The sequence below is a fragment of the Agathobaculum sp. TL06 genome (genome assembly GCF_054658635.1).
The window spans coordinates 20,033-45,480 of the sequence record NZ_BAAGGY010000008.1 but is presented as its reverse complement, the minus strand read 5'-3'; the positions used below and the strand labels follow the sequence as shown (position 1 = coordinate 45,480).

The 25,448-nt window shown below is 58.5% G+C and carries 24 protein-coding genes and 1 other annotated feature; of the genes, 18 read left to right on the top strand and 6 right to left on the bottom strand.

From position 1 onward, the window contains the following. Positions 1-55: 55 nt before the first annotated feature. The 3 genes from ACYQ3S_RS06170 to ACYQ3S_RS06160 are packed head-to-tail and all read right to left on the bottom strand — an operon-like array spanning position 56 to position 4,262. Positions 56-514: a hypothetical protein gene (locus ACYQ3S_RS06170; protein ID WP_459687848.1), complete on the bottom strand. Its 459-nt coding sequence runs from the start codon at positions 512-514 to the stop codon at positions 56-58. Continuing rightward, entirely contained in the window at positions 511-2,049 is a 1,539-nt protein-coding gene (locus tag ACYQ3S_RS06165; RefSeq protein ID WP_459687846.1) for a Y-family DNA polymerase, read from the bottom strand. The genes ACYQ3S_RS06170 and ACYQ3S_RS06165 overlap by 4 nt, the downstream gene beginning before the upstream one ends. A gap of 59 nt (positions 2,050-2,108) precedes the next feature. After that, positions 2,109-4,262, bottom strand: coding sequence for an ATP-dependent helicase (locus ACYQ3S_RS06160; RefSeq protein WP_459687844.1), 2,154 nt, complete (start codon positions 4,260-4,262; stop codon positions 2,109-2,111). Positions 4,263-4,478: 216 nt separating this feature from the next. Here ACYQ3S_RS06160 and ACYQ3S_RS06155 point away from each other — a divergent pair, with 216 nt between their 5' ends. After that, positions 4,479-7,061 carry an NYN domain-containing protein gene (locus tag ACYQ3S_RS06155; protein ID WP_459687842.1) on the top strand — a complete coding sequence of 861 codons (2,583 nt, stop codon included), beginning with the start codon at positions 4,479-4,481 and terminating at the stop codon, positions 7,059-7,061. A 75-nt stretch (positions 7,062-7,136) separates the two neighbouring features. After that, the gene (locus tag ACYQ3S_RS06150) at positions 7,137-7,565 is read left to right on the top strand and encodes an RrF2 family transcriptional regulator (RefSeq protein ID WP_459687840.1); all 429 of its coding nucleotides are present in this window, start codon (positions 7,137-7,139) and stop codon (positions 7,563-7,565) included. Between the two features lie 35 nt (positions 7,566-7,600). Here the strand turns inward: ACYQ3S_RS06150 and ACYQ3S_RS06145 are convergent, their stop codons facing one another. Beyond that, positions 7,601-9,019, bottom strand: a complete 1,419-nt coding sequence (locus ACYQ3S_RS06145) for a lipopolysaccharide biosynthesis protein (RefSeq protein WP_459687838.1) — start codon at positions 9,017-9,019, stop codon at positions 7,601-7,603. Further along, positions 9,016-9,591: a phosphatase PAP2 family protein gene (locus ACYQ3S_RS06140; RefSeq protein ID WP_459687836.1), complete on the bottom strand. Its 576-nt coding sequence runs from the start codon at positions 9,589-9,591 to the stop codon at positions 9,016-9,018. Before ACYQ3S_RS06140 ends, ACYQ3S_RS06145 begins: the two co-directional genes overlap by 4 nt. Positions 9,592-9,607: 16 nt before the next feature. Between ACYQ3S_RS06140 and ACYQ3S_RS06135 the strand changes: the two genes are divergently transcribed. The 15 genes from ACYQ3S_RS06135 to ACYQ3S_RS06065 all read left to right on the top strand — a co-directional run bounded on the left by ACYQ3S_RS06135 (position 9,608) and on the right by ACYQ3S_RS06065 (position 22,710). Further along, positions 9,608-9,799, top strand: a complete 192-nt coding sequence (locus ACYQ3S_RS06135) for a hypothetical protein (RefSeq protein WP_459687834.1) — start codon at positions 9,608-9,610, stop codon at positions 9,797-9,799. A gap of 15 nt (positions 9,800-9,814) precedes the next feature. Continuing rightward, positions 9,815-10,054 (top strand) — a binding site (T-box leader). A 41-nt stretch (positions 10,055-10,095) separates the two neighbouring features. Further along, complete coding sequence (locus ACYQ3S_RS06130; protein WP_459687988.1) at positions 10,096-11,631, top strand: 2-isopropylmalate synthase; 1,536 nt, start codon at positions 10,096-10,098, stop codon at positions 11,629-11,631. A gap of 19 nt (positions 11,632-11,650) precedes the next feature. Further along, positions 11,651-12,913, top strand: coding sequence for a 3-isopropylmalate dehydratase large subunit (gene leuC / locus ACYQ3S_RS06125; protein ID WP_459687832.1), 1,263 nt, complete (start codon positions 11,651-11,653; stop codon positions 12,911-12,913). 16 nt (positions 12,914-12,929) lie between these two features. Beyond that, positions 12,930-13,421: a 3-isopropylmalate dehydratase small subunit gene (gene leuD / locus ACYQ3S_RS06120; protein ID WP_459687830.1), complete on the top strand. Its 492-nt coding sequence runs from the start codon at positions 12,930-12,932 to the stop codon at positions 13,419-13,421. 5 nt (positions 13,422-13,426) lie between these two features. Beyond that, positions 13,427-14,503, top strand: coding sequence for a 3-isopropylmalate dehydrogenase (gene leuB, locus ACYQ3S_RS06115; protein WP_459687828.1), 1,077 nt, complete (start codon positions 13,427-13,429; stop codon positions 14,501-14,503). A gap of 84 nt (positions 14,504-14,587) precedes the next feature. Then, positions 14,588-14,902, top strand: coding sequence for a phage holin family protein (locus ACYQ3S_RS06110; protein WP_459687826.1), 315 nt, complete (start codon positions 14,588-14,590; stop codon positions 14,900-14,902). Positions 14,903-15,067: 165 nt separating this feature from the next. Beyond that, positions 15,068-15,805, top strand: coding sequence for a WecB/TagA/CpsF family glycosyltransferase (locus ACYQ3S_RS06105; RefSeq protein ID WP_459687824.1), 738 nt, complete (start codon positions 15,068-15,070; stop codon positions 15,803-15,805). Between the two features lie 3 nt (positions 15,806-15,808). Then, positions 15,809-16,585, top strand: coding sequence for an FAD-dependent thymidylate synthase (thyX, locus tag ACYQ3S_RS06100; RefSeq protein ID WP_459687822.1), 777 nt, complete (start codon positions 15,809-15,811; stop codon positions 16,583-16,585). Between the two features lie 16 nt (positions 16,586-16,601). Further along, entirely contained in the window at positions 16,602-17,516 is a 915-nt protein-coding gene (locus ACYQ3S_RS06095) for a DUF2156 domain-containing protein (protein ID WP_459687820.1), read from the top strand. Beyond that, on the top strand, positions 17,513-18,310 hold the full coding sequence (locus ACYQ3S_RS06090) for a GNAT family N-acetyltransferase (RefSeq protein ID WP_459687818.1): 798 nt from the start codon (positions 17,513-17,515) through the stop codon (positions 18,308-18,310). Before ACYQ3S_RS06095 ends, ACYQ3S_RS06090 begins: the two co-directional genes overlap by 4 nt. 16 nt (positions 18,311-18,326) lie before the next feature. Further along, on the top strand, positions 18,327-18,878 hold the full coding sequence (locus ACYQ3S_RS06085) for a DJ-1 family glyoxalase III (protein WP_459687816.1): 552 nt from the start codon (positions 18,327-18,329) through the stop codon (positions 18,876-18,878). Continuing rightward, complete coding sequence (locus ACYQ3S_RS06080) at positions 18,862-19,437, top strand: 5-formyltetrahydrofolate cyclo-ligase (protein ID WP_459687814.1); 576 nt, start codon at positions 18,862-18,864, stop codon at positions 19,435-19,437. The genes ACYQ3S_RS06085 and ACYQ3S_RS06080 overlap by 17 nt, the downstream gene beginning before the upstream one ends. After that, positions 19,424-20,311, top strand: a complete 888-nt coding sequence (locus tag ACYQ3S_RS06075; RefSeq protein ID WP_459687812.1) for a CPBP family intramembrane glutamic endopeptidase — start codon at positions 19,424-19,426, stop codon at positions 20,309-20,311. The genes ACYQ3S_RS06080 and ACYQ3S_RS06075 overlap by 14 nt, the downstream gene beginning before the upstream one ends. Before the next feature lie 31 nt (positions 20,312-20,342). Continuing rightward, the gene (mltG, locus tag ACYQ3S_RS06070) at positions 20,343-21,485 is read left to right on the top strand and encodes an endolytic transglycosylase MltG (RefSeq protein WP_459687810.1); all 1,143 of its coding nucleotides are present in this window, start codon (positions 20,343-20,345) and stop codon (positions 21,483-21,485) included. Next, the gene (locus ACYQ3S_RS06065) at positions 21,478-22,710 is read left to right on the top strand and encodes a peptidase U32 family protein (RefSeq protein ID WP_459687808.1); all 1,233 of its coding nucleotides are present in this window, start codon (positions 21,478-21,480) and stop codon (positions 22,708-22,710) included. The genes mltG and ACYQ3S_RS06065 overlap by 8 nt, the downstream gene beginning before the upstream one ends. A gap of 25 nt (positions 22,711-22,735) precedes the next feature. Here the strand turns inward: ACYQ3S_RS06065 and glpK are convergent, their stop codons facing one another. Further along, a complete protein-coding gene (gene glpK, locus ACYQ3S_RS06060; protein ID WP_459687806.1) occupies positions 22,736-24,226 on the bottom strand; it encodes a glycerol kinase GlpK in 1,491 nt (496 codons plus the stop codon). A 185-nt stretch (positions 24,227-24,411) separates the two neighbouring features. Between glpK and trpS the strand changes: the two genes are divergently transcribed. Beyond that, positions 24,412-25,422, top strand: coding sequence for a tryptophan--tRNA ligase (gene trpS / locus ACYQ3S_RS06055; protein WP_459687804.1), 1,011 nt, complete (start codon positions 24,412-24,414; stop codon positions 25,420-25,422). Positions 25,423-25,448: the final 26 nt, after the last annotated feature.

The following is a 25,448-nucleotide window of genomic DNA, read 5'->3' as shown; positions in this document are numbered from 1 at the left end:
GTAATGGAAAAACGGGACAGAAAAAGCTTGGCTGTTGGGGAGAAGGCGTTTCCGTCTATATATCGACACCGCGGAATAAGGGGCTTTCAATTGCGAGGAGGTCGTCGATCGCAATGACAGTGCCGTCCATCAATAGCAGCTTTCTTTCATGCTCGTTAAACCTTTTGATTGTGCCGGATACGGTGGCGCAAGCGCCGCCCTCTTTTTTTCTGTCTGGGATGAAATAGGTGGCGGCGATATGCGGATGCTGACCGGCACGCTCCCGCAGGAACCGTAGCCGCCTGTCGATCACGGCTTTTTCGTTTTCGTCCAGATCAATCTTCCGGTCGGTGAGCCGCGCGGTTTCCTTGAGCGCATCGCCATGCCCTGTCAGCGCGGCGAACGGGGCGAACTGCGCGGCACGGTCCAGCATTGGCATGGAGGGATGCTTCAAAGACCTGTGATGCGGCCGTTTGAGGATATCGTCATACCGGCGGCTTTTGTCCGACTGCCCATAACGGTTTACGCCTTTCACGCCCGATGCCCTCCAATCTGGCAGTTGCGCTCCCTCGCGGTAGCGGATTCCTGCAGGCTGGCGCCTTTCAGGATCGCGTTTTTGCCATGCTTGCTTTTGATGGATAACACAGCCTGCTGCATTTTTCTCTCCCGCGCCAACAGGGCGTTTTGCTGCCGGCGCCGCTGCGACAATACGCTATAATCGGTGAAAAGGTCGAGCTGCTCGAAAGCCGGCCGGTGCGCCGCCGCGTCTTCTTCAAGCACATGGTTTGCGGACAGGCAGATTCGCCGTATGGTAAGCGTTTTGTTTACAATGCGGTCGTACAGCTCCAGAACGGCATTGGCGATAAGCTGCGCGGAGGAGGTATGCCGGTCCAGGTTGGCAGTTCCGTGCGCATGCTTGGGGATTGCCCGTCCATAGCGGTCTGCGGTGACTGCGCCGTGATACGCCTGACGCGTTTCAGGGCGGGCAAGATTTTCCCGATCATATCCGACGGTCAGGACGATCTGGTCGATGACGAGCCTGCGCCCGACCAGGTCGAGCGCGAGCAGGTCGGCCATTTCCTGCACCACCAACCTGGCCTGTGAAAAGCTGTAGGGGGATTTCAATACCTGCCCCGAAGAAATGCTTTTTGAGGAGGGGCGGTACCTTTTGATATCCGCGATGGTGCAGGGCTCCCAGCCCCATGCGTGGTCGATCAGCAGCTCCGCGTTGATGCCGAACATCTGGTAGAGCAGGTCTTCGTTATAATAATCATTCGGCTTGCCGAGGGAGCAGCGCGCGATATCGCCCATGGTGTATATCCCGTGCTGCGCCAGCTTTTTGGCGTAGCCCCGTCCCACACGCCAGAAATCGGTCAGCGGCTGATGCCGCCATAGCAGGCGGCGGTAAGTGATCTCATTCAGGCGCGCGATGCGCACCCCCTTGCTGTCCGGCTTGATATGTTTTGCAACGATATCCATGGCGACCTTGGACAGATAAAGGTTGGTTCCGATTCCGGCAGTCACGGTAATACCGGTCGTCTGCAGCACGTCGCGGGCGATCATGGACGCAAGCTCACGCGCGGAAAGCCCGTAATAGGGCAGGTAGTCTGTGGCGTCGATAAACACCTCGTCTATGGAATAAACATGGATGTCTTCGGGTGCGATATATTTCAAATAGAGCTGGTAGATTCGGGCGCTCCATTCAATATAGTGCGCCATTTGAGGCGGCGCCGTGATAAACCCAACCGCCAGGGACGGGCAGGCCTTCAGTACGGTATCGTCGCAGGATTCGCCGGACAGGATATGGTTGGGCGCGTTTTGTCTCCGGCTACGGTTGACCTCCCTGACCCGCTGCAGCACTTCAAACAGGCGCGCCCTGCCGGCGATCCCGTAAGCCTTGAGGGAGGGGGATACCGCAAGGCAGATCGTTTTTGCCGTCCGGCTGGTATCCGCTACGACGAGATTGGTTGTCAGCGGGTCAAGGCCGCGCTCCACACATTCGACCGCGGCGTAAAATGATTTCAAGTCGATCGCGATATAGGTGCGTTCTTGAGGGGTATCTGTCGACATATTCTCACCTCACAGGCAAAGGGGGATGGGGATAAAAAGGCGTCTGCGTTCCCAGCGCGCTAAAGCGGTGTGATCCGGACGCGGAAAGAGATGCTGCGCGGCGTCGGGATATCGTCGAACTGAACGGTGTAGGTGGAAGCTTCCCGATCGATGGCAAGGATGGTGCCGTCGCCAAAAATAGCATGCGAGATCCGCTGCCCCGCAGAAAAAGAAGGGCCGGCCGCCAGGGCGCTGAGCTGACGCTGGTGAAAACGGATATGGTCCGAGGCTTCGGCCACAAGGCTTTCCGGAAGCTCGGCGGTATACTGCAGCAGCGGGCGGCCGATATCGAAAACGAAGCGGGAGGGGATGCGGGAGGAGCCGTCTATGTTGCGGCCCGCATTGTCCGACAGGAACAGCCCGCTTTCCGCGCGGGTCATGGCGACAAAGGCGAGCCGCCGCTCCTCCTCCATGGCCGGCAGGGTTTTCGTTTTGACAGAGGGGAACACGCCCTCGCAAAGCGAACAGAGGAAAACATACGGGAATTCCAGCCCCTTTGCCGTATGGACGGTCATCATTTTAACGGCGTTGCGCCGCTCCGACGTATCGCTGTTGGAAAAAAGCGCGACATGGGAAAGATAATCCTCCAAGGTACATTCTTCGCCGCAGGCGGCTTCATATTCATAGATGGACTGCTTCAGCTCCGCCAAATTATCCAGCCGGTCCTGATTGCCCTCCGTCCGCAGCATTTCCTCATAGCCGCTCCGGTTGAGCAGCATGCCGAGAACCTCGGAAACCGGCTTGCCGGCATATCCGGCCGAGGTTTCCTCAATCAACTGGATAAACGGGCGCGCTTTTGTGTTTCGGAACAGCTCGTCTTCCAGACAGCGCTGCAGCGCTTCGTACAGCGAGCAGCCGTTTTGTTCCGCATAGAGCTTCAGCAAGCGCATCCGCTTTTCACCGAGGTTTCGCTTGGGGGTGTTGGCAATACGCTGGAAAGAAAGGTCGTCCCGATAGGCCGCCATGCGGAGGTAAGAGAGTGCGTCCTTGATTTCTTTTCGGTCAAAAAACTGCGCGCCGCTGTATATGACATAGGGAAGCTCGCGCCTGCGGAAGACTTCTTCCAGGGTGCGCGTTACATAATGCGCCCGGTAAAGGATTGCAATATCCCGATAAGGAACGCCCTGCTGCTCCAGCTCCGCGATTTTTGCGGCGATCCATTCCGCCTCCTGCTCTGCGGATTCCGCATGGTGGAAAACCACCGGACTGCTGTCCGGCAAAGTCGCGAGGAGGTCCTTTTTGATGCGGTGGACGTTTTTGGAGATCAGGGAATTGGCTGCCCGCAGGATTTGCGGGGAGGAACGGTAGTTCTGCATCATCAGGATGGTTTTGCAGTCCGGAAACGCTTTGTCAAAATCCAGCAGGTATTTTACATTGGCGCCGCGCCAGGTATAGATCGTCTGATCGGGGTCCCCGACGATGAACAGGTTCTTGTGATAGCCGCAGAGTGCGCACATCAGCTTATACTGCAGCTCGTCGATATCCTGGAATTCATCGATCATGATATATTCCAGACGCTTTTGCCATTTCAGACGGATAGCGGCGTCCCGCTCAAAAAGATACAGCGTAAATTTGATCAGATCGTTGTAATCCAGGCCGAAGCACTTTTTTTCCTGATACAGATAGCCGTAAAAAATGATATCCTCCGCAGCGGCGGCAGAGAGATATTTCTCCCGCAGCCCCTCCAGCGGCATGGCCAGCATATCCTGGTAATAGTCCGGCTCCTGAAACAGCTTGCGTATTTCGATCATATCTCGCGCCTTGCTGAACGTCATATGACGCAGGGTGAGGCCGCGTTCCTCATAAACGGTTTGCAGCATGGCGTCGATATCCGAATTATCCAGCACGAGGAAGCGCTTGGGGTACTGCACGGCATGGCTGTCCTCCTGCAAAACGGATACGCAAAAGCTGTGAAAGGTGCAGATATAGCCTGCGTCGTTATCGCCGGTAAGCTGGTGGATGCGCTGACGCATTTCACCCGCTGATTTATTCGTAAAGGTAACGCACAGAATATTGCAGGGCAGGATGCCGGCCTCGTTTACCAGATAGGCAAACCGGTGCGCGAGCGCGCGCGTCTTTCCGGAGCCGGCGCCCGCAACGACGCGGATCATGCCCTCGGTCGTTGCGACCGCCTCGCGCTGTGCGGCGTTTAAGTTTTTCAGAACATCCTGCATAGCGATCCCACCTTTTCTGTTGCGTGCGCGGGCGTCCGGCGGCTTCCGCACCCGTTGTTTACAGTATAACATAAAGATTTGAGATATGCAAACATTTGTTCGTGTTTGCGGCCGCCGACAGCACGGCCCGCTTTGCGAGAGGATTCGGCTTGTCCGAACACCGTGTTTTTGCTATAATAATCTATAATACAACGAATTACAGCAAATGAGGAAATTATGAAACGAATTGTCGTCGGAATTCTGGCACATGTGGATGCCGGTAAAACCACGCTGGCCGAAGCGATGCTGTACCAGGCGGGCGCGCTGCGCAGGCTTGGCAGGGTGGATCACAGGGATGCTTTTCTCGATACGGCCGCGCTGGAACGGGAGCGCGGCATCACGATTTTTTCCAAGCAGGCGGTGTTTGAGCTGGCGGGGACCTCTGTCACCCTGCTGGATACGCCGGGACATGTGGATTTCTCTGCGGAGATGGAGCGCACGCTTCAGGTGCTCGACTATGCGGTTCTGGTAATCAGCGGTACGGACGGCGTACAGGCGCATACCCATACGCTTTGGCGCCTGCTTGCGCGGCATCAGATTCCGGCGGTGGTTTTTGTCAACAAGATGGACCTCGCCGGTACGGAGCGGACAGGACTGCTCGCTGAGCTGAAAAAGCAGCTGGGGGAGGGCTGCGTTGATTTCAACGGAAACGCCGCGCGGCAGGCGTTTGAAGAAAGCCTGGCGGTATGCGATGAAACGCTGCTGGAGCGGTATCTGGACGGACAGGCCGTGCAGGACAAGGATATTGCCGCACTGATTCGGACAAGAAAGGTTTTCCCTTGCTATTTCGGCTCCGCCCTGCATCTGCAGGGTGTGGAGGACCTGCTGGACGGATTGGACCGCTATACGGACATGCCGGCGGGGGACGCGGCTTTTGGGGCGAGGGTGTTCAAGGTCGCGCGGGATGAGCAGGGAAACCGGCTGACCTATCTCAAGCTGACCGGCGGTACGCTGCGCGTGCGCGAGGCGGTCAGCGGCAGCGAGGACGGCGGCTGGCAGGAAAAAGTCAGCCAGCTTCGGATCTATTCTGGCGCGAAGTACCGGACGGTGGAAACAGCGGAATGCGGCATGGTCTGCGCGGCGACAGGGCTGACGCATACCATGCCGGGCATGGGGCTTGGGAGCGCGGCGGGCGCGCTGTCACCGGCGCTGGAACCGGTGCTGACCTATCGGATGCGGCTGCCGGATGGCTGCGACCCACATGCGATGCTCCAAAACATGCGGCTGCTGGAGGAGGAGGACCCGCAGCTTCGGGTATCGTGGAATGAAGCGTCCGCGGAGATCCACCTGCAACTGATGGGCGAGGTTCAACTGGAAATACTGGCACGGCTGATTGAGGAGCGTTTTGGGGCAGCCGTGCAGTTTGACACGGGCAGGATCGTTTATAAAGAGACGATCGCTTCGCCGGCTGTTGGTATCGGTCATTTTGAGCCGCTGCGCCACTATGCGGAGGTGCATTTGCTGCTCGAACCGGGCGAGCGGAGCAGCGGCCTTGTGTTTGCTTCCGCCTGCCCGACCGATGTGCTGGACCTGAACTGGCAGCGGCTCATCCTGACCCACCTGGGAGAGAAAACGCATATCGGCGTGTTGACCGGCGCGCCGGTCACGGATATGAAGATCACGCTGCTCACCGGTCGGGCGCACGTCAAGCATACCGAGGGCGGCGATTTTCGGGAAGCGACCTACCGCGCGGTGCGGCAGGGCTTGATGCAGGCGGACAGCATGCTTTTGGAGCCGTATTATGCTTTTCGGCTTGAGGTGCCGGAAGGCTGTGTCGGGCGGGCGATGAGCGATATCCAGCGGTTGGACGGTTCGTTTGAGATACCGGAAAGCAAAGACGGCCGCGCGGTACTGACCGGAAAGGCGCCGGTGTCCACCCTGCGCGATTACTGGACGGAGGTTGCGGCGTATACGCGCGGGGAGGGGCGGCTTTCCTGTGAGCTGTCCGGCTACGAGCCGTGCCATAATGCGGCGGAAGTGATCGCGGCGGCGGCATACGACGCCGCGCATGACGTGGAAAACACGCCGGATTCGGTTTTTTGCTCGCATGGCGCAGGGCATGTCGTCAAATGGGACGAAGTACCCGCGCAGGCGCATCTGGACAGCGGCCTCCGGCTGGACGGCGGAAAAGAACAGCCGGATACGCCGCCGGCACGGCAGACACGTTCCCGAGCGGGTTCGGGCCTGGAGGAGGACGCGGAGCTTCGCGCGTTGTTTGAACGCACCTATGGCCCGATCAAGGACCGGGGGTTCGAGGCGTTCCAGCAAAGCCGCAGGAAAAGCGCCACGCTCGAGCAGCTGTATGTGACCCGCATCCGCGCGGAGGATTACCTGCTGGTGGACGGCTACAACATCATATTCTCCTGGGACGAGCTGCACGACATCGCGGCGGGGGACATCAATGCCGCGCGGGAAGCGCTGCTCAACCTGCTCAGCGATTATCAAAGCGTGCGCAAGTGCCATTTGATCGTGGTGTTTGACGCGTATAAGGTCAAAGGCGGCGTCGGCTCGGTCGAGAAGCTGCACGGTCTGGATGTCGTTTACACCAAGGAGGCGGAGACTGCGGATATGTATATCGAGCAGGCGTCCTATGACCTGTCCCGCAAGCATCGGGTGCGGGTCGCGACCTCGGACGGTATGGAGCAGATGATTATTCTGGGGCATGGGGCGGAACGCATGTCTGCGACCGAGCTGAAATGGGAGGTGCAGCAGGCAAGCGAGCATATCCAAAGCGTTTTGCGGGAGCTGAAAAACCGGTGAATGGGCAGCTCTGCGCTTTACTGCTTGAATTCATAGTAATTCTGTGGCATAATAGTGGAAAGAGGGGAATGCCATATGAAGATTTCTACAAAAGGCAGGTATGCGCTGCGCCTGATGATCGACCTTGCGCAGCATGACGCAGGGGGCTTTATCCCGCTGCGGGATATTTCCAGGCGCCAGGAGATATCGGCAAAATATCTGGAGCAGATTGTTGTGCAGCTTTCGCGGGCGGGCTTTGTCCGGTCGATCCGCGGTGCGCAGGGTGGGTACCAGCTTTCCCGACCGCCGGCGGAATATACGGTCGGCGATATCCTGCGCATCACGGAAGGGTCGCTCGCTCCGGTCGCGTGTTTGGAAAGCGAGCCGGTCGCGTGTTCGCGCGCGGGCGACTGTATCACATTGGATTTCTGGCGCGGTTTATTCGATACGATCAACCGGTATGTCGATTCTGTGACGCTCGAGGATTTGATCCGCAGGGGACAGTCGCTGGATTTTTCCATTTAAAAAGCCGCAGGCTTAGGCCTGCGGCTTTTATTTGCTTACGCGCGGTGCAAAAGCTTTTTTACGCCGAGAAGCAGTTCCTTGCAGTTGAGCAGGAATACACAACCGAACAGAAGCAGCTGCCAGACGATCCAGAACGGCGGCTCCGTGAGCATGAGCGCGGTCTGGACGGCGAGCAGGAGCACGGTGCCTCCCAGACGCCTGACATTCCAGTGGATCGGCATGAACCGGCGGCTGTCAATCGCGCGATAGAGGAACAGGCCGATATAGCTGACCATGGAGGCGGTGGCGGCGCCCATGCCGCCGTACCGCGGGATCAGCAGCACGTTGAGCAGGATATTGACGACCGCGGAAAACGCGGTGGACAGGAAAGAGGGGATCGTGCGTTTTTCCAGAAGATAGACGCTCTTCTGGAAGCTGGAAAGACAGTTGAACCCCGCGCCGACCGCCAGCAGGGGAATAAACATCCAGCCGACAAAGTAGCTGGGAACAGCGAGGATCATCATAGCCAGCTTGGCGCACATGATGCCGCCCGAAGCGATAATGAAAACGATCGAACTGTAGGTGTTTCCAACGTTGGAAAAGAAGCGGATCTGCTCCTGACGGGAATTGTCATTGACCATGGAGAGCTGCCAGGCATCGACAAATATGGACGCTACCAGCGCGATCAATGTGGGGACGCGGTAGGCGACCGAGTAGATGCCGCTGACCGCGGCGCTCTGCATGCCGGCCAGAAAGGTCTGCCCGAAAAAGCCGACGATATAAACAAAAATCGCATCGGGTACAAGGGGCAGGGAATAGGCGAGCATACCCCGCCAGAGGTGGAAATTGATCTGCAGCGGCTTGACATATTTCCACAGTCCGGCAATCAGGAACAGGCATACCGTGGAGAGAGCGTCCGCACAGATAATGGAAAATACATAGCCGAATATGTTCCACTCAAATACCTTCAGGTAGAGGATGTTGAGCAGAATGGTCATCAGCGTGCGGAAGATGCCGTCGACCGCATAGAGGCGGACAAAGCCGAGCGCGCGGATGAACTGGCTGCATACATTCTGCGTGCAGGAGGTCAGCACATACAGGTAAATCAGCCATTGGTAATCCAACAGGGAGCCGCTTGTGCCGAAAGAGGTTTTATAATGGATCAGACTGAGCGCGGGGTGGAACGGCAGGGAGATCAGGAAGCCGCAGAGTATGGTAATCAGCCCGATGGTAAACACATCGGGCTTGCGCTGCCTGCGCTCCAGCCCATAGCGGATGACCGCCTGCCCGATGGACAGGGACACGACCGGATAAAGGATGCTTGTGGTTTTGACGATCAGGTCCGCCACGCCCATTTCGTCCTGCGTGAGGATGCCCGTGTAAAAACGGAGCATCAGAATCACAAGGATTTTGGAACTGAATGTGCCGACCGCAAAAATAAACGTGTTGCTCAAAAGGCGCTTATACTGATTCATTGGACACCCTTTCTCAGACGAACGGCATGGATGCGGTCAAAAAGACGGTCGACAAGCCAGGCGGCAAGCAGGCCGCAAAGAATACCGATCAGCAGGCCGGCGAGCACATCGGTCGGATAGTGTACACAGGCGTAAAGACGGGAAAAACCGATCAGGGCAGCGACCGCATAAGCGACGGCGCCGGCTTTCCGGTGGAAAAAGCAGAGCGCTGTCGCGGCGGCAAACGAGGACAGCGTATGGCCGGAGGGGAACGACCACTGATCGCCCGGGTCGAGCAGCGCGGTCAGCTCCGGATGCGTGACAAAGGGACGCGGTCGCATGACCCATTCCTTCAGGAAAACATTGCCCACCAGCAGGCCGATCAACAGGGCCGCGAGCATCGCGGCCCCCGCGCGTCGGGTTTTCCTAAAAAAGAGCAGGATGACCGCCAGCGCAATCCATAGTGCGCCGCCGTTGCCCAGAGTGGAGAATACGGTCCAGACCGTGTCGGACACGCCGCCGCGCCAATGCTGGAAAAGCTGCAGCAGGATTTCATAATCAAACGTATGGACAATATCCCAGAAAACTTCCACAGCGGAACTCCTCTCAGTGGAATTTGCGGCGGAGGGGGCGAGCGCGTGGGCGCTCCCTCCGCCAAATGCCGGTTTTTTGAAAATCGGATTTGCTATATCAGTAACTATACCAGATAAAGCGCTGTTTAGCAAGATTTATCAAAATGCAGCAAGCGGCACAAAGAAAAATCCGAAAAAGCACTTGACAAAGCCGCAGGGCAGAGAGTAATATATTCACATACTGAAAAAAGTGATGAACGGGTAAAGTAACCGCGTCCCTGTCCGCAGAGAGCTGCCGGCCGGTGTAAGGCAGCGTCAGAAAACGGTGAAACTCGCCCGGGAGCTGTCCGCTGAAAGCCTTTGGCCGGTAGGCGGGAACGGAGGCCCTCCGTTACAGGGGCGGCGTATTGTTAGATGCGCGCTGAGTGGTCGCAGGAATGCGGCAACAAGAGTGGTACCGCGGAGCTTTCGCTTCGTCTCTTAATTTTGGATTAAGGGACGAAGCTTTTTTTGTCCCTGTACACCCTGAAACAAGAAAGTGAGGACAAGAAAATGGGAAGAACAATTCGAATATTTGACACAACACTGCGCGACGGCGAGCAGTCCCCCGGCTGCAGCATGAACCTGAACGAAAAAATCGAGGTAGCCAAGCAGCTCGAAATGCTCAAGGTTGATATCATAGAGGCCGGCTTTGCGGCCGCCTCCCCGGGCGACGCGGCCGCGATCGCCGCGATCGCGGATATCGTTCGCGGCTCGACGATCTGTTCGCTGGCACGCTGCAACGAAACGGACATCGATGCAGCGTGGAATTCCATCCGCCGCGCAGAGAACGCCCGCATCCATACGTTTCTGGCCACCTCTCCGGTGCATATGCAGTATAAGCTGAAAATGACGCCGGACGAAGTGGTGGAATCGGTCGCGCACAATGTTGCCTATGCGAAAAAATACTGCGACGATATCGAGTTCTCCGCGGAGGACGCCTGCCGCTCGGATCTGGATTTCCTGTGCCGCGTGTTTGAAACCGCGATCAAGGCGGGCGCGACCACAATCAATATTCCGGATACGGTCGGATATATGATCCCTGAGGAATATGCGGCGCGGATCCGTTATCTGCGCGAGCATACGCCGGGCATTGAAAATATTGTCCTCTCCTGCCACATGCATAACGACCTGGGCATGGCAGTCGCAAATTCGCTGGCCGGCGTGGAAGCGGGCATCGACCAGATCGAATGCACGATCAACGGCATTGGAGAGCGCGCGGGCAACGCCTCCATGGAGGAATGCGTTATGGCCCTCAAAACGCGCGCGGATATTTTCGGCATTGCCTGCAACATTGATACGACGCAGATCTACCGCGCCAGCCGCATGATTCAGACCATCACGGGCGTTTCCGTGGCGCCGACCAAGCCGATCGTCGGCGCGAACGCGTTTGCGCATGAGGCCGGCATCCATCAGCACGGCGTGATGGAAAACAAGGAAACTTACGAAATTATGACGCCGGAGTCGGTCGGCATCCCGAAGAACGCAATCGTGCTGGGCAAGCATTCCGGCCGCCATGCGTTCGAGGAGCGGCTGCGTGAGCTGGGCTATACGCTGGATCAGGAGAAGCTCAACAAGACGTTTGAAAAGTTCAAAGCGCTGGCGGACAAGAAAAAGGTCATCAAGGACCGCGACCTGGAAGCGCTGGTCGGCGCGGTGCCGGTTTCCGGTGAGGAGCGCTACACGTTGGACCGCTTTGTCATCAACTCAGGCAACACCATCACCTCGACCGCGGTCATCCGCGTCAAGAAGGGCGACGAGACCTTCGAGCGTGCGGCCGTGTCGGACGGCCCGATCAACGCGGCGTTCCGCGCAATCAATAAGATCGTTGACAAGGATGTGGAGCTGGAGGATTACTCGCTGCGCTCCATGACCGACGGTGAGGACGCGCAGGCGGAAGCGATCGCCAAGATCAGCGTTGACGGGGGAGAGATCGTCACCGGCCGAGGCGTTTCGACCGACGTGATCGAGGCCTCTATCAAGGCCTATATCAACGGCATCAATAAGTACTTTATCGATTAAAGCAGGGGGAAGCACTGTTATGGGCATGACAATGACGCAGAAAATACTCGCAAAGCATGCGGGGCTGGAAAGCGTGGAAGCCGGACAGTTGATCGAGGCGAACGTCGACCTGACGCTTGCCAACGATATCACCGGTCCGGTCGCGATCCGTGAAATGGAGAAAGCCGGCTTTGACAAGGTGTTTGACCGCACCAAGATCGCGCTGGTGATGGACCACTTCGCGCCGAATAAGGATATCAAGTCCGCGGAGCAATGTCTGGAATGCCGCGAGTTTGCCAAAAAACATCAGATTGTCAACTTCTATGACGTGGGCGCGATGGGCATTGAGCATGCGCTGCTGCCGGAAAAAGGGCTCACCGCCCCGGGCGAGCTGATTATCGGCGCGGACAGCCACACCTGTACTTACGGCGCGCTGGGCGCGTTCTCGACCGGCGTGGGCTCGACCGACCTCGCCGCCGGCATGGCGACGGGCAAGGCCTGGTTCAAGGTGCCGGGCGCGATCCGGTTCGTGCTCAAGGGGCAGCTCCGCCCGTGGGTGTCCGGCAAGGACGTGATCCTGCACATCATCGGCCAGATCGGCGTGGACGGCGCGCTGTACCAGTCCATGGAGTTCGTGGGCGAGGGCGTGGCCTCGCTGTCCATGGACGACCGCTTCACCATCTGCAACATGGCGATCGAGGCGGGCGCGAAGAACGGCATCTTCCCGGTGGATGAAAAGACCATGGCGTATATCCAGGGGCGCGTGGACCGTGAGGTCACGGCGTTCGAGGCCGATCCGGACGCGGTATATGAGCGGGAGATCGAGATCGACCTGTCCGCCCTCAAGCCCACGGTCGCGTGTCCGCACCTGCCCGAGAACACCAAGACCATCGACGAGCTGGGCCATATCGAGGTGCAGCAGTCGGTCATCGGCTCGTGTACCAACGGCCGCATCGACGATATGCGCGCGGCGGCGGCCATCCTCAAGGGCCGCAAGGTGCATCCGGACGTGCGCACCATCGTCATTCCCGCTACACAGGAGGTCTACCTCCAGTGCATCGAGGAGGGGCTGACCAAAATCTTCATCCAGGCGGGCGCAATCGTTTCCACCCCGACCTGCGGCCCGTGCCTGGGCGGCCATATGGGCATCCTGGCGCACGGCGAACGGTCGGTTTCGACCACCAACCGCAATTTCGTCGGCCGCATGGGCCATATCACCTCGGAGATTTATCTGGCAAGCCCGGCCGTTGCGGCGGCGAGTGCGGTCGCAGGCTATATCTGCGCGCCCGACGAGCTGAAGTAAGGGAGGAAACAGTACCATGAATGCAAAAGGCAGAGTTTTCAAATATGGGGATAACGTCGATACCGACGTTATCATCCCCGCGCGCTACCTGAACATCGCGGACGCCAAGGAGCTGGCGACCCACGCGATGGAGGATATCGACGCGGATTTCGTCAAAAAGATGCAACCGGGCGATATCGTCGTGGCGACGCGCAACTTCGGCTGCGGCTCTTCGCGCGAGCATGCGCCCCTTGTCCTCAAGGAAAACGGCGTGTCCTGCGTGATCGCGTCCTCGTTCGCGCGCATCTTCTACCGCAACGCCATCAACATCGGCCTGCCCATCCTCGAGTGTGAGGCGGCGGCGAACGGCATCGATGCGGGCGACACGGTTTCGGTCGATTTCGACACCGGCGTGATTACCAATGAAACCAAGGGCGAGACTTATCAGGCGGCGGCTTTCCCGCCGTTCATCCAGAGCATCATCCAGGCGGGCGGCCTTTTGAAGTCGCTCAAAGAGAGAGGGGAGTAAGTCCGATGGAATACAATATCGCAGTCGTCAAGGGCGACGGTATTGGTCCGGAGATCGTGACCGAGGCCATGCAGGTGCTCGACAAGGTGGGTGAGCGGTTCGGACACACCTTCCACTATCAGGAGGTGCTCGCGGGCGGCTGCTCGATCGACGCGAACGGCATCCCGTTGACTGAGGAGACCATCGAGATCTGCAAAAACGCGGACTCCGTGCTGCTTGGCGCGGTCGGCGGTCCCAAGTGGGACGAGGTACCCTCGGAAAAGCGTCCGGAGAAAGCGCTGCTCGGCCTGCGTTCGGCGCTCGGCCTGTTCGTCAACCTGCGTCCGGCGCAGATGCACAAGGCGCTGTCCGACGCGTGTCCGATCAAGCCCGAGATCATCGGCGGCGGCTTTGACATCCTGGTCTGCCGCGAGCTGACCGGCGACGTATACTTCGGCCAGCACTACCGCCGCGAGAGCGACAAGGGCTGGGGCGAGACCGGCGCGGACGATATGAACTACTCGGTCTACGAGGTCGAGCGCATCGGCCGCCGCGCGTTTGAGATGGCGATGAAGCGGAATAAGAAGGTCTGCTCGGTCGATAAGGCGAACGTGCTCGAAACCAGCCGCGTCTGGCGCGAAACCATGCACCGCATCAAGGACGAGTACCCCGAGGTAGCGTATTCGGATATGTATGTGGACAACTGCGCGATGCAGCTTGTCCGCAATCCCGGCCAGTTTGACGTGATTGTGACCGGCAACCTGTTCGGCGATATCCTGTCGGACGAGGCCTCCATGATCACCGGCTCGATCGGCATGCTGCCCTCCGCCTCGATGAACGAGAGCGGCAAGGGCATGTACGAGCCGATCCACGGCTCCGCGCCGGACATCGCGGGCAAGGGCATCGCCAACCCGATCGCGACTATCCTGTCCTGCGCGATGATGCTGCGCTACTCCTTTGGCCTCATGGCCGAGGCGGACGCGGTCGAGAACGCGGTCGAGGCCGTGCTCGACGCGGGCCACCGCACGGCGGATATCGCCGCGCCGGGGGAAAAGGCGCTCTCCACCAGCGAGATGGGGGCGCTCATCCGCGCACAGCTTTGATTGTTGACAGAGAAGAACGCCGGCCGCTGGCCGGCGTTCCTTTTTTTCGCTTCCTTTCATAAAATGGATGGGAGGTGAATGAATTTGGAGCAGATCTCGCAATATATCAAGGCGGATTATGCCATTCTGGTGGCAGTCCTGTATTGCCTGGGGCGCGCTTTCAGGGCAATCAGAAAATTCCCCAATCAATTTATTCCGCTCGCCCTTACCGGCTGCGGCGTTGTGCTGGCCTGTCTGTCGGTTGTTTCCCGCTACGGGGAGTATGCAAACTGGGCGGCCGCTCTGTTCGATGGCATGGTGCAGGGAATCCTCTGCACCGGAATGTCCGTTTACCTCAATGAAGTGATCTCGCACTGCGGCCCGGGCGGCTGTTCGTGCCGGAAAGACAAAAAAGATTGAAAAACACCAAAAGTCAGGCGCTTTGCCTGGCTTTTTGCATCAATTTTCCGAATCATCCAGTTTTATACCTTGCAGGCTTGAGATTTTGAAACAACTGCGCTATAATAAAATAGATTTGGAATGTGTATTATGCAGCAATGATGTGAAAATATGGGAGACAAAGAGATGAAAACCGCTTCAATTCTGGGCGTGCATTTTCATGCCGTAACGTTGCAGCAGGCGGTGGAGCTGGCCATGAGCCGGATCCGCGCGCGGCAAAAGGGGTATGTGGTGACGCCAAATCCGGAAATAGTGGATCTTTGCCGGAAGGACAGCGATTTTATGGGGGTGGTGAATCATGCCGCCCTGGTATTGCCGGATGGCATCGGCATCATCTACGCCGCAAAAATCCTGGGCGAAGAGCTGTGCGGCAAGGTCGCCGGCATAGACTTTGCCGAAAACCTTGCCGCCGCCATGGCAAAGGAAGGGATGCGCCTTTACCTGCTCGGCGCAAAGCCGGGCGTGGCAGAAAAGGCGGGCAGAAACCTCTGCGCAAAATACCCCGGGCTGGTCCTTGCGGGAACGCACGACGGCTATTTTTCTGATGAACAGGAAGCGGTCGAGGCCATCAATGCCTGCGGCGGCGCGGACGTTGTATTCGTATGCCTGGGGGCGCCGAAGCAGGAGAAGTTCATTTCCGCGCATATTGAGGAAATCCATGCCACGCTGTACTGCGGCCTGGGCGGCTCGCTCGATGTTTTCGCAGGCGAAGTAAAGCGCGCGCCGGATATTTTTATCCGGCTGGGGCTGGAATGGTTTTACCGCCTGCTCAAGCAGCCCAGCCGGATCGGCCGTATGATGAAGCTGCCCAAATTCCTGCTTATCGTGTTTCGGGAGCGCCTTTTGGGACGGAAAGGAAAATAAAAAATGAAAGTGAAACTGTTGGCGCATACGCCCGAACCGGAAAAGCTGGTGGCGGCGGCGGCCAAGAACTGCTATTCCTCCACGGATGTGGACAGCGTGCTGGACGGATTGACGGAGGAAAAAATCCAAAGCTTTGTCCATATGCTTTCAGAGATCGGGCATGAAAGCCCGATCGAGCATGTGTCGTTCACATTCGCGATCGAGGGCGTGTCGCGTTCGCTGCTCGCGCAGATCACGCGGCACCGCATGGCCTCGTTTTCCGTGCAGTCCCAGCGGTATGTGAGGGAACGCGGGTTTGAGTATGTCGTACCGCCGGAGATCGATAAAATCCCAGCGGCGCGGGAACAATTTATTCGGGCGATGGAGGATGACCAGCGCACCTACGAGGCGCTGACCGCCGCGCTGATGGAGGGCTACGTTGAGGAGTTGCTCGCGCAGGGCGTTCCGGAGAAGCAGGCGCGCCGCCAGGCGGAAAAGCACGCGATCGAGGACGCTCGATATGTGCTGCCGAATGCCTGCGCCACCCGCATTGTGATGACTGCCAATGCGCGCAGCCTGAAAAACTTTTTTAAGCTGCGCTGCTGCAACCGCGCGCAGTGGGAGATCCGCGCGCTTGCGGAGGAAATGTACCGCCTGGTATACGCGGTCGCGCCGACGCTGTTCGCGCACTGCGGGCCTGCGTGCGTGGACGGCGCCTGCACTGAGGGCAAAATGTCCTGTGGGAAAGCGGCTGCGGTGCGCGCGCATTATCAAAAGCTGCGAGAGACAGCGGGACTATAAGGAAAAGGATTTTTTTATGTTACCATTTCGCGAAATCACACTGGAGGACAAGCAGGCGGTCGAGGCCTGCGGCTCCCATTACAATTACCATCTGTGCGAGCGCTGCTTTGTCGACCTGTTTATGTGGCGCAGCCATTATGGCACGCAGATCTGCTTCCGCGACGGCTTTTTGCTGGTCAAGATGACGCCGCTTGACGGCGGGCATGACTGTTACCTGGCGCCGATTGGAGAGGGGGATCTGGGCGGCGCGCTCGACGCGCTGGAAGCCGACGCCGCGGAGCGGGGGATCCCGTTCCAGCTGGTATCCATAGCGGAGCCTATGATCGAACGGATCGAAGCGGTCCGGCCGGAAAAGTATTCCTTCTCCCACGACACCGAGGATGGGGATGACTACATTTACCTTGCGGAAAAGCTGCGCACCCTGTCCGGAAAGAAGCTGCAGTCCAAGCGCAATCTGGTCAACCGGTTCAAAACCGCGTATGAGGGCAGATGGAGCTATGAGGATATGACGACGGAAAACGTCAAGGACGCGTTTGGATACCATATCCGCTGGTGCAACCAGAACGGCTGCGCGCAGAATCGGGACTTTCAGGGGGAAACCTGTGCGATTGTGCAGGCGCTGCACAATTTTTCCGCGCTTGCGCTCAAGGGCGGGCTTCTGCGTCTGGATGGCGAAGTGATCGCCTTCACGTTCGGGTGCCGGGCAACGCCGGATATGTATGTGGTACAGATCGAAAAGGCCGACCACACGATTCCGGGCGCTTACCAAATGATCAACCAGCAGTTCGTTTTGCGGAACTGCGATGATGTGGAATACGTCAACAGAGAGGAAGACCTCGGCATAGAGGGGCTTCGAAAAGCCAAAAAATCCTATTATCCGGTGATGCGCGGCGTGAAATACACAGCCGTGCCAAAGGAGCGTGCGGAATGATCCGCTTTGCCGGACCGGAGGATGTCGGCGCGGTTCGGGCGCTTTGGGAGCGCTGCTTTCCGGATGAGGGCGGTTTCAATCCGTATTTTTTCGCCCATTTTTTCGATATCGGGAAAACGCTGCTCTCGGTTGAGGGAAGCACGCTGTGCGCGATGGTGCAAATGCTGCCGTACCGTCTGGACTGCGGGGGCGATGTGTGCGAAGCGACCTATATTTACGGGGCATGCACCCATCCGGACCATCGCCGGCAGGGACATATGGCGCGGCTTCTGGAGCATTCCTTTGCGCTTGACCGCGCGGCGGGACGGGCTGCCTCCACGCTTATCCCTGCGGAGGAGTGGCTGTTCGGCTTTTACCGGCCGTTTGGCTATGAGCCGTTTTTCCGCATAGCGCGCCGCGAGATTGTGAAAAAGACGCGGGGGACCGTTCCGCAGCGCCTTTCCGAACAGGATATCCCGCAGCTTGCGGCGCTGTATGACCGGCTTGCCGCACCCTGCCGTATCGCGCGCAGCCCATCTTACTGGGCGGGGCAGATAGCGCTGTTCGACGCTCTGGGAAGGGGCGTGTACGGCTGGCGGGAGGATGGCAGGCTGGCTGCCTATGCGTTCTGCTGGGAGGATACCGCGCAGGAAGCGTTCGGCATGACGCCGGAGCGGGAGCAGGGCTTGCTGGAGGTATTGCGGAAAGATGCGTTCACCTATACCGCATGCGGTCGGGAAACGGCCCTGGGCTGTATCAAATGGCATGTATCCAGGGCGGTTTCCTGCGGCTATATGAATTTAATGCTCAATTGAAAGGTGTGTGACAACAATGGTATATGTGTTGCTGGCAGAGGGCTTTGAAGAGCTGGAAGCGCTGTCGCCGGTCGATCTCCTGCGCCGTTCGAGCGTGGAGGTAAAGCTGGTGGGCGTGACCGGAAAAACCGTACACGGTTCTCACGGCATCGGCGTGGAAACCGAGCTTTCCATGGACGAAGCGGATTGGGACGCGGCGGAAGCGGTGATACTGCCGGGCGGAATGCCGGGTACGACCAACCTGTATGCGGACAAGCGTGTGACGGATGCCGTGCGGAAATGCTATGACGATGGCAAATTCGTCGCGGCGATCTGCGCCGCGCCCTCGGTCATCCTGGGCGGCATGGGGCTGCTGCAGGGACGCCGGGCGACCTGCTATCCCGGCATGGAGGATGGAATGAAAGGCGCGACCGCGGTCCAGCAAACCTGCGTGCGGGATGGAAAGATCATCACGGCGTGCGGCGTGGGCGGCGCGCTGGATTTCGCTTGTACGCTCGTCTCCGCGCTCTGCGGCGAAGCGGAGGCCCGCCGTGTAGCGGATTCCGCGCTGTATGCGTTTGGAAAATAAACCGGAGCTGCGCCGCTTTTTCCTGAAGCAGCGGAGGGAGCAGCCGCGGGCGGAAAAAGCCGCGGCCGATCGGGGTATCTCCGAGCGGTTGCTGACCAGTGCGGTTTTTGCCCGCGCACAATGCGTGTTCTGTTATGTATCCACGCCGGATGAGATCGATACGCATGGTATCCTGCGTCAGGCGCTTGCCGAGGGGAAAACCGTCTGCGTGCCGCGCTGTATCCGCGCGGGGGAGATGCGGGCGTACTATATCGCGTCGCTGGACGGCCTGCAGACGGGACGCTTCGGCATTTTAGAGCCGGATGCGTCCGCGCCGGAGGTGCCGCCGGAGCGTATAGACCTGATTGTCGCACCGGCGCTGGCCTGCGACAGGGCGGGGTACCGCCTGGGCTACGGCGGCGGATATTACGACCGCTTTATGATACGGACGCCAGCCGTTCGGGCTGCCCTGTGCGCGGAGGGACGTTTGTTGGAACGGCTGCCGTGCATGGCGTACGATCAGCGCTGCGGCTGGATTTTTACCGAAAGGCGGGTGCTGCACACGGATGAAAAACAATAAGATCGCGCTGCTGCCCGGCCTGTCATTGTTTCTGTGCTTTTGCCTGCTGACCGGCATGGGGCGGCTGGCAGGACGGCTCGGCGGCGGCGCGCCGCTGACCGCGCTGTCGGAGGCAGCGGCTTTTCTGCTGCCGATGGTTTTGGCAGTCGTCTCTCTGCGCGACCAGAAGGCGGTCCGCCGGCGTCTGCGGCCCAGGCGGCTCCCCAAAGGGGCGCTCGGCGTAACGGTCAAGCTCGGCGTAACGGTGGCGGTGCTGTCGCTTTTCCTGAACCTGCTGATATACCAGATCGCCGGCCTTGCCGGAGCGGACCTGACTGCCACCGCGCTGGACGCGCCGCAGACCGGCATGACGCTGCCGGGGAAGCTGCTGGTGATTGTAGCGCTGAGCGCGGTCGTGGAGGAGATGTATCTGCGCGGCGCGCTGATGGCCGCGCAGGAGCAAAGCGTCGGCACCGGCGCATGCCTGGTGTTCAGCGGCTTTGCGTTTGCAATGCTGCACGGCAGCCTGATGAATTTTTTCGGCCCGCTGCTGGCGGGTATCGCCTATGCGTATCTGACATATGCGTTCGGAAGCGTTTGGCCGGCCGTGCTTGCGCACGCGGTCAATAACCTGTATTATGTTTTTGTCCTTTGGATCACGGATACTTATGCCGCCTTTGGCATTTGGAATCATTTCGCGGCGATCAATGCGATCGTATTGCTGCTGTTTTTGTATCTGACGCTGCGCGGGGCGGAAGGACTGCTGGCAAAGGGGTATATCCCGCATCTGGAAAAGGGCGCGGGGCTGTACGACCTGCTCCTGCTCGTGCGCAATCCCGGTGTTATAGCTTTTATCGCGGCGTTTCTCGTCAAAGTAGTGCTGCACTGGATCTGAAAAAACCTTGAGAAATGGATGAGGTGAAAACATGGAAAACATGGAGAATCAGCAAACCCAACCGGTACAGCAAACGCGCCGCCGGAGCAGGCGGCGCAAGAACAGCGGGTGCGCGGGTACGGTTGTGTATATGATCGCTGTGCTGGGCATTTCGATCGTCCTGTCGCTGGTGGCGATTTTTGTCGCAAATGACGTGTTTGCGTTTGTCAAGGACGACGCGGTAAAAGAAATAACCGTTGCGGAGAATACGGACGTGCTCTCCCTTGCCAAACAGCTTGACGATGAGGGCGTTATCAATTACGGCACGATTTTCAAACTGTATGTCCGCCTGAAAGGGGATAACGAGAGCGTTTTGGCCGGCGCCTACGCGCTCAACCCCAATATGGATTACGGGCAGATCATCGACACGCTGGCGAACTCCACCAGTACGGAGACGATCCAGATAACCGTACCGGAAGGCTATTCGACCATGCAGATCAAGCAGCTGCTGCTGGATGAGCACGTCTGCACGGAGGAAGCGATCGACGAAGCGCTCAACGAGTACGAGTTCAAGCATGAGTTTTTGCAGGAGGAAAAGCCGGCGAAACAGGGCTGGCTGGAGGGATATCTGTTCCCAGACACCTATGAGATATACAAGGGGAACTCCACGGTCGTTTCCAGCCTCAACAAGATGCTCAACAACTTTGATGAAAAGTATGACGACGAGATCCAGGCAGGGGCGGAGAACCTTGGCATGTCGATGCACGATATCGTAACGATTGCGTCCCTGATCGAACGCGAGGCGCAGCAGGACGGGGAGCGCGCGACGATCGCGGGTGTTATTTATAACCGTCTGAACAATCAGGATTCGTTCCCCTACCTGCAGGTGGACGCCTCGGTGCTGTACGGCCTGGGACGGACGAGCGGAAGGCTGAGCGAGGAGGATCTGAAATCCGATACGCCGTATAACCTGTATACCAAGCAGGGCCTGCCCCCTGGACCCATCTGCAATCCCGGCTATGCTTCGCTGTATGCGGCAAGCCATCCCGAGCAGCATAACTATTTCTACTATGTTGCCATGCCGGATGGCAGCCACCTGTTTGCCAACAGCTATGCGGAGCATGAGGCGAATATCGCTACCTCCAACGCGGCGCAGGCCGCGGCGGCCGCCAGCGCGGAGGGAAGCGGTGAATAAGCGGCCGGAACTGCTCGCGCCGGCAGGGGATATGGAAAAGCTGCGCTTTGCCATTGCGTATGGAGCGGACGCCGTGTATTGCGCCGGGCAGCAATTCGGCATGCGGGCCGCTGCCGCCAATTTTGACGAAGAAGCGCTTCGTTCCGGCATCGCTTATGCGCATGGGAAGCACGTCAAGTGCTATGTAACGGTCAATATCATGCCCTCCAACCGCGACCTGCCTGCCCTTCCGTCCTATCTGGAGCTGTTGGAGGATGCGGGCGCGGACGCGCTGATCGTGGCGGACGTGGGCGTGCTTCGGCTGGCACAGAAATACGCGCCGCATGTGCCGCTGCATATCAGCACCCAGACTAGCATCCTGAACCATGAGGCGGCGAATTTCTGGGCGGACCTTGGGGCGGAGCGGATTGTGCTGGCGCGTGAGCTTTCCCTGGACGAGATCGCGGAAATACGGGAAAAGACCCCCAAGACGCTGGAAATCGAAGCGTTTGTCCATGGCGCAATGTGTATCTCCTATTCGGGCCGCTGCCTGATTTCGCAATATATGACAGGGCGGGACGCCAACCGCGGCGCGTGCGCGCAGCCGTGCCGGTGGAATTACGCGCTGATGGAGGAAAAACGGCCGGGGGAATATTTTCCGGTCGAGGAGGACGCGCGCGGCACCTATCTGTATAACTCCAAGGATATGTGCATGATCGGGCATATTCCAGAGCTGATCCGCGCGGGAGTGGATTCCTTTAAGATCGAGGGCCGCAACAAAACGGCTTATTACGCCGCCTGCGTGACCGGAGCTTACCGCGCGGCGATCGACGCGTACCGCGCCTCTCCGGAGACATTCGTGCTGCCGGAGTTCTGCACGGAGGAGGTCAATAAAGTAAGCCATCGGGAATATTACACCGGCTTTTACTTTGGAAGCGGGGAGAACGGCCAGCATTATGGCGACAGCCAGTATATCCGCGATTACGAGGTCGTGGGGATGCCGGTCCGCTGCGGTGCGGACGGACAGGCGGTATTTGCGCTGAAAAACCGCTTTTTCCGAGGGGAGGAGCTGGAGCTGCTGCAGCCCGACAGGGAACCGTATGTGTTCCGCGCGGAAAACGCGGTGAATGAAGAGGGGGAAGCGCTGGCGCTTTTCAATGTGCCGCAAATGAAAGTACAGTTTGCGTTCCCATTCCCTGTGAGTGAATACGCGATTCTCAGAAAGAAAAAGGAACGGCCGGATTAGGCCGTTCCTTTTCGTTTGTATCGATTCAGCTGTGCGGCGCCCAGTCCAAGCTCCGGCCCACCGCTTTATTCCAGCCGGTCAGCAGCCGGCCGCGCTCCTGCGTCTCCATATGAGGGGCATACAGCGTGTCGCAGCGCCAGAGACGTTTCAGCTCCTGCCGGTCTTTCCAAACACCGGTGGCAAGGCCGGCCAGATAGCATGCGCCGAGCGCGGTCGTTTCACGGATGACCGGCCGCCGGATGGTGCAGTTCGAGATATCCGCCTGGAACTGCATCAGGAAGCTGTCCCTGCTCGCGCCGCCGTCAACAGAAAGGGAGGCGAGGGGGACGCCGGTATCGCGCGCCATTGCGTCAAGCAGGTCGTTGACCTGATAAGCGATGGATTCCTGCGCGGCGCGGATGATATGCTCACGGCTGGTGCCGCGCGTCAGGCCGATCAGGCAGCCGCGCGCGTACATGTCCCAGTGCGGCGCGCCGAGGCCGGTGAACGCGGGAACAAGGTATACGCCGCCGGTATCCGGCACCTTTTTGGCGTAGTATTCCGCATCGCGGCTTTCGGAGAAAAAGCGCATTTCATCGCGCAGCCATTGGATCACCGCGCCGCCGATAAATACGCTGCCCTCCAGAGCATACTGGGTTTTTCCCGCAATGTGGATGCCGATTGTGGTGAGCAGGCCGTTTTTGCTTTCGCAAGCCTGTTCTCCGGTATTCATCAGCAAAAAGCAGCCTGTCCCGTAAGTGTTTTTCGCATCCCCTGCTTCAAAGCAGGTCTGGCCAAACAGCGCAGCCTGTTGGTCGCCCGCAATACCGGCGATCGGCACGTCGCCGCCGGGAAGGGAGACATAGCCGTAAATTTCGCTAGAGGAGCACACGCGCGGCAGCATGGCGCGCGGGATGTCGAGTGCGCGGAGCAGGGTATCGTCCCAGTCGAGCTTATGGATATCAAAGATCATGGTGCGGGCGGCGTTGGTCATGTCGGTGATATGCGCTTTCCCGCCGGTCAGCTTCCATACCAGCCAGGAATCCACCGTGCCGAACAGAATCTCGCCGCGCGCGGCCTTTTCCCGCGCGCCTTCGACGTGGTCCAGAATCCACTTGATTTTTGTTCCGGAAAAATAAGCGTCCGGCACGAGTCCGGTCGTATTGCGTATGTGCTCGGTCAGTCCCTGCCGCACGAGGCTGTCCACAATATCGGCGGTGCGCCGGCACTGCCATACAATTGCGTTATAAATAGGACGGCCGGTGGCCTTGTCCCACAGGATCGTTGTTTCGCGCTGGTTGGTGATGCCGATCGCGGAAACATCAGCGGGAGAAACGTCCGCCGCAGCGAGCGCCTCCAGCATAGCGGCGTATTGCGTTGACCAGATTTCCATTGGGTCCTCCTCGACCCAGCCCTCGCGGGGATAGTGCTGCGACAGTTCGTGCTGCCGGATGGAAAGGATGTTTTGTTCGTTGTCGAATAAAATGGCGCGCGAGCTGGTTGTCCCCTGATCGAGCGCCAATACATAGTTTGCCATTGGATCGCCGCCTCTCTTTTTCTGCTATTATCATACCCCGCGGCCCCTGCTGCTGTCAATATTCCGCAAATGCGCGAAAACACATTGCAAAAGTGGGCAAAATATGATACTATTACAATCGAGTATAGCCTTTTAGTGCAAACCTGTCACAGAGTAAATTCTAATTTGTAAGGGAAGTTTTCTATATGAGCGACAATCAGAAGCAAACCATTTTTTCCGGTGTCCAGCCGTCCGGCAAGCTGACGCTGGGCAATTACCTGGGCGCGATTCGCAACTTTCCGCTGCTGCAGGAGGATTATAACTGCATCTACTGCGTGGTTGACATGCATGCGATCACGGTGCGTCAGGATCCGGCAGCGCTGCGGCGCCAGACGTTGGAGGTGCTTGCGCAGTATATCGCCTGCGGCCTTGATCCGGAAAAGAGCGTCCTGTTTATCCAGAGCCATGTGCCGGCGCATGCCGAGCTGGCTTGGGTGCTCAACTGCTTTACCATGTTTGGAGAGGCTTCCCGCATGACGCAGTTTAAGGATAAGTCCGCCAAGCATTCGGATAATGTGAATGTCGGCCTGTTTACCTATCCGGTTTTGATGGCGGCGGATATCCTGCTGTACCAGACCAATATTGTGCCGGTCGGCGTGGACCAGAGCCAGCATATCGAGATCTGCCGCGATATCGCAAACCGCTTTAACGGCGTTTTTCCGGATACCTTCACAATTCCGGAGGGACGCTATCCCAAGGCGGGCGAGGGCGCGAAGATCATGAGCCTGTCCGATCCGGAAAAGAAAATGAGCAAGTCGGATGAAAATGAAAACGGATATATCCTGCTGATGGATCAGCCGGATGTGATTATGCGCAAGTTCAAGCGCGCGGTGACCGATTCGGACGCCCGCATCGTCATGGACCCGCAGGGCAAGCCCGGCATTTCCAACCTGCTGCAGATTTATGCGCTTGCGACCGGCAAGACGGTTGCCGAAGCGGAAGCGGAATTTGCGGGCAAGGGCTATGGGGAGTTCAAGCCGGCAGTGGGCGAGGCGGTCGTCGAGCTGCTGCGCCCGATCCGCGAAAAGACGGAGGATCTGCTGCGCAACAAGGATTACCTGCAGCAGGTATATACCGAGGGCGCGCAGAAAGCGTCCTACCTGGCGCGGAAAACGCTGGACAAGGTTTACCGGAAGCTGGGGTTTGTCAAGCGCTGAACATCTGCTTTTGAAAGGAATAAAAA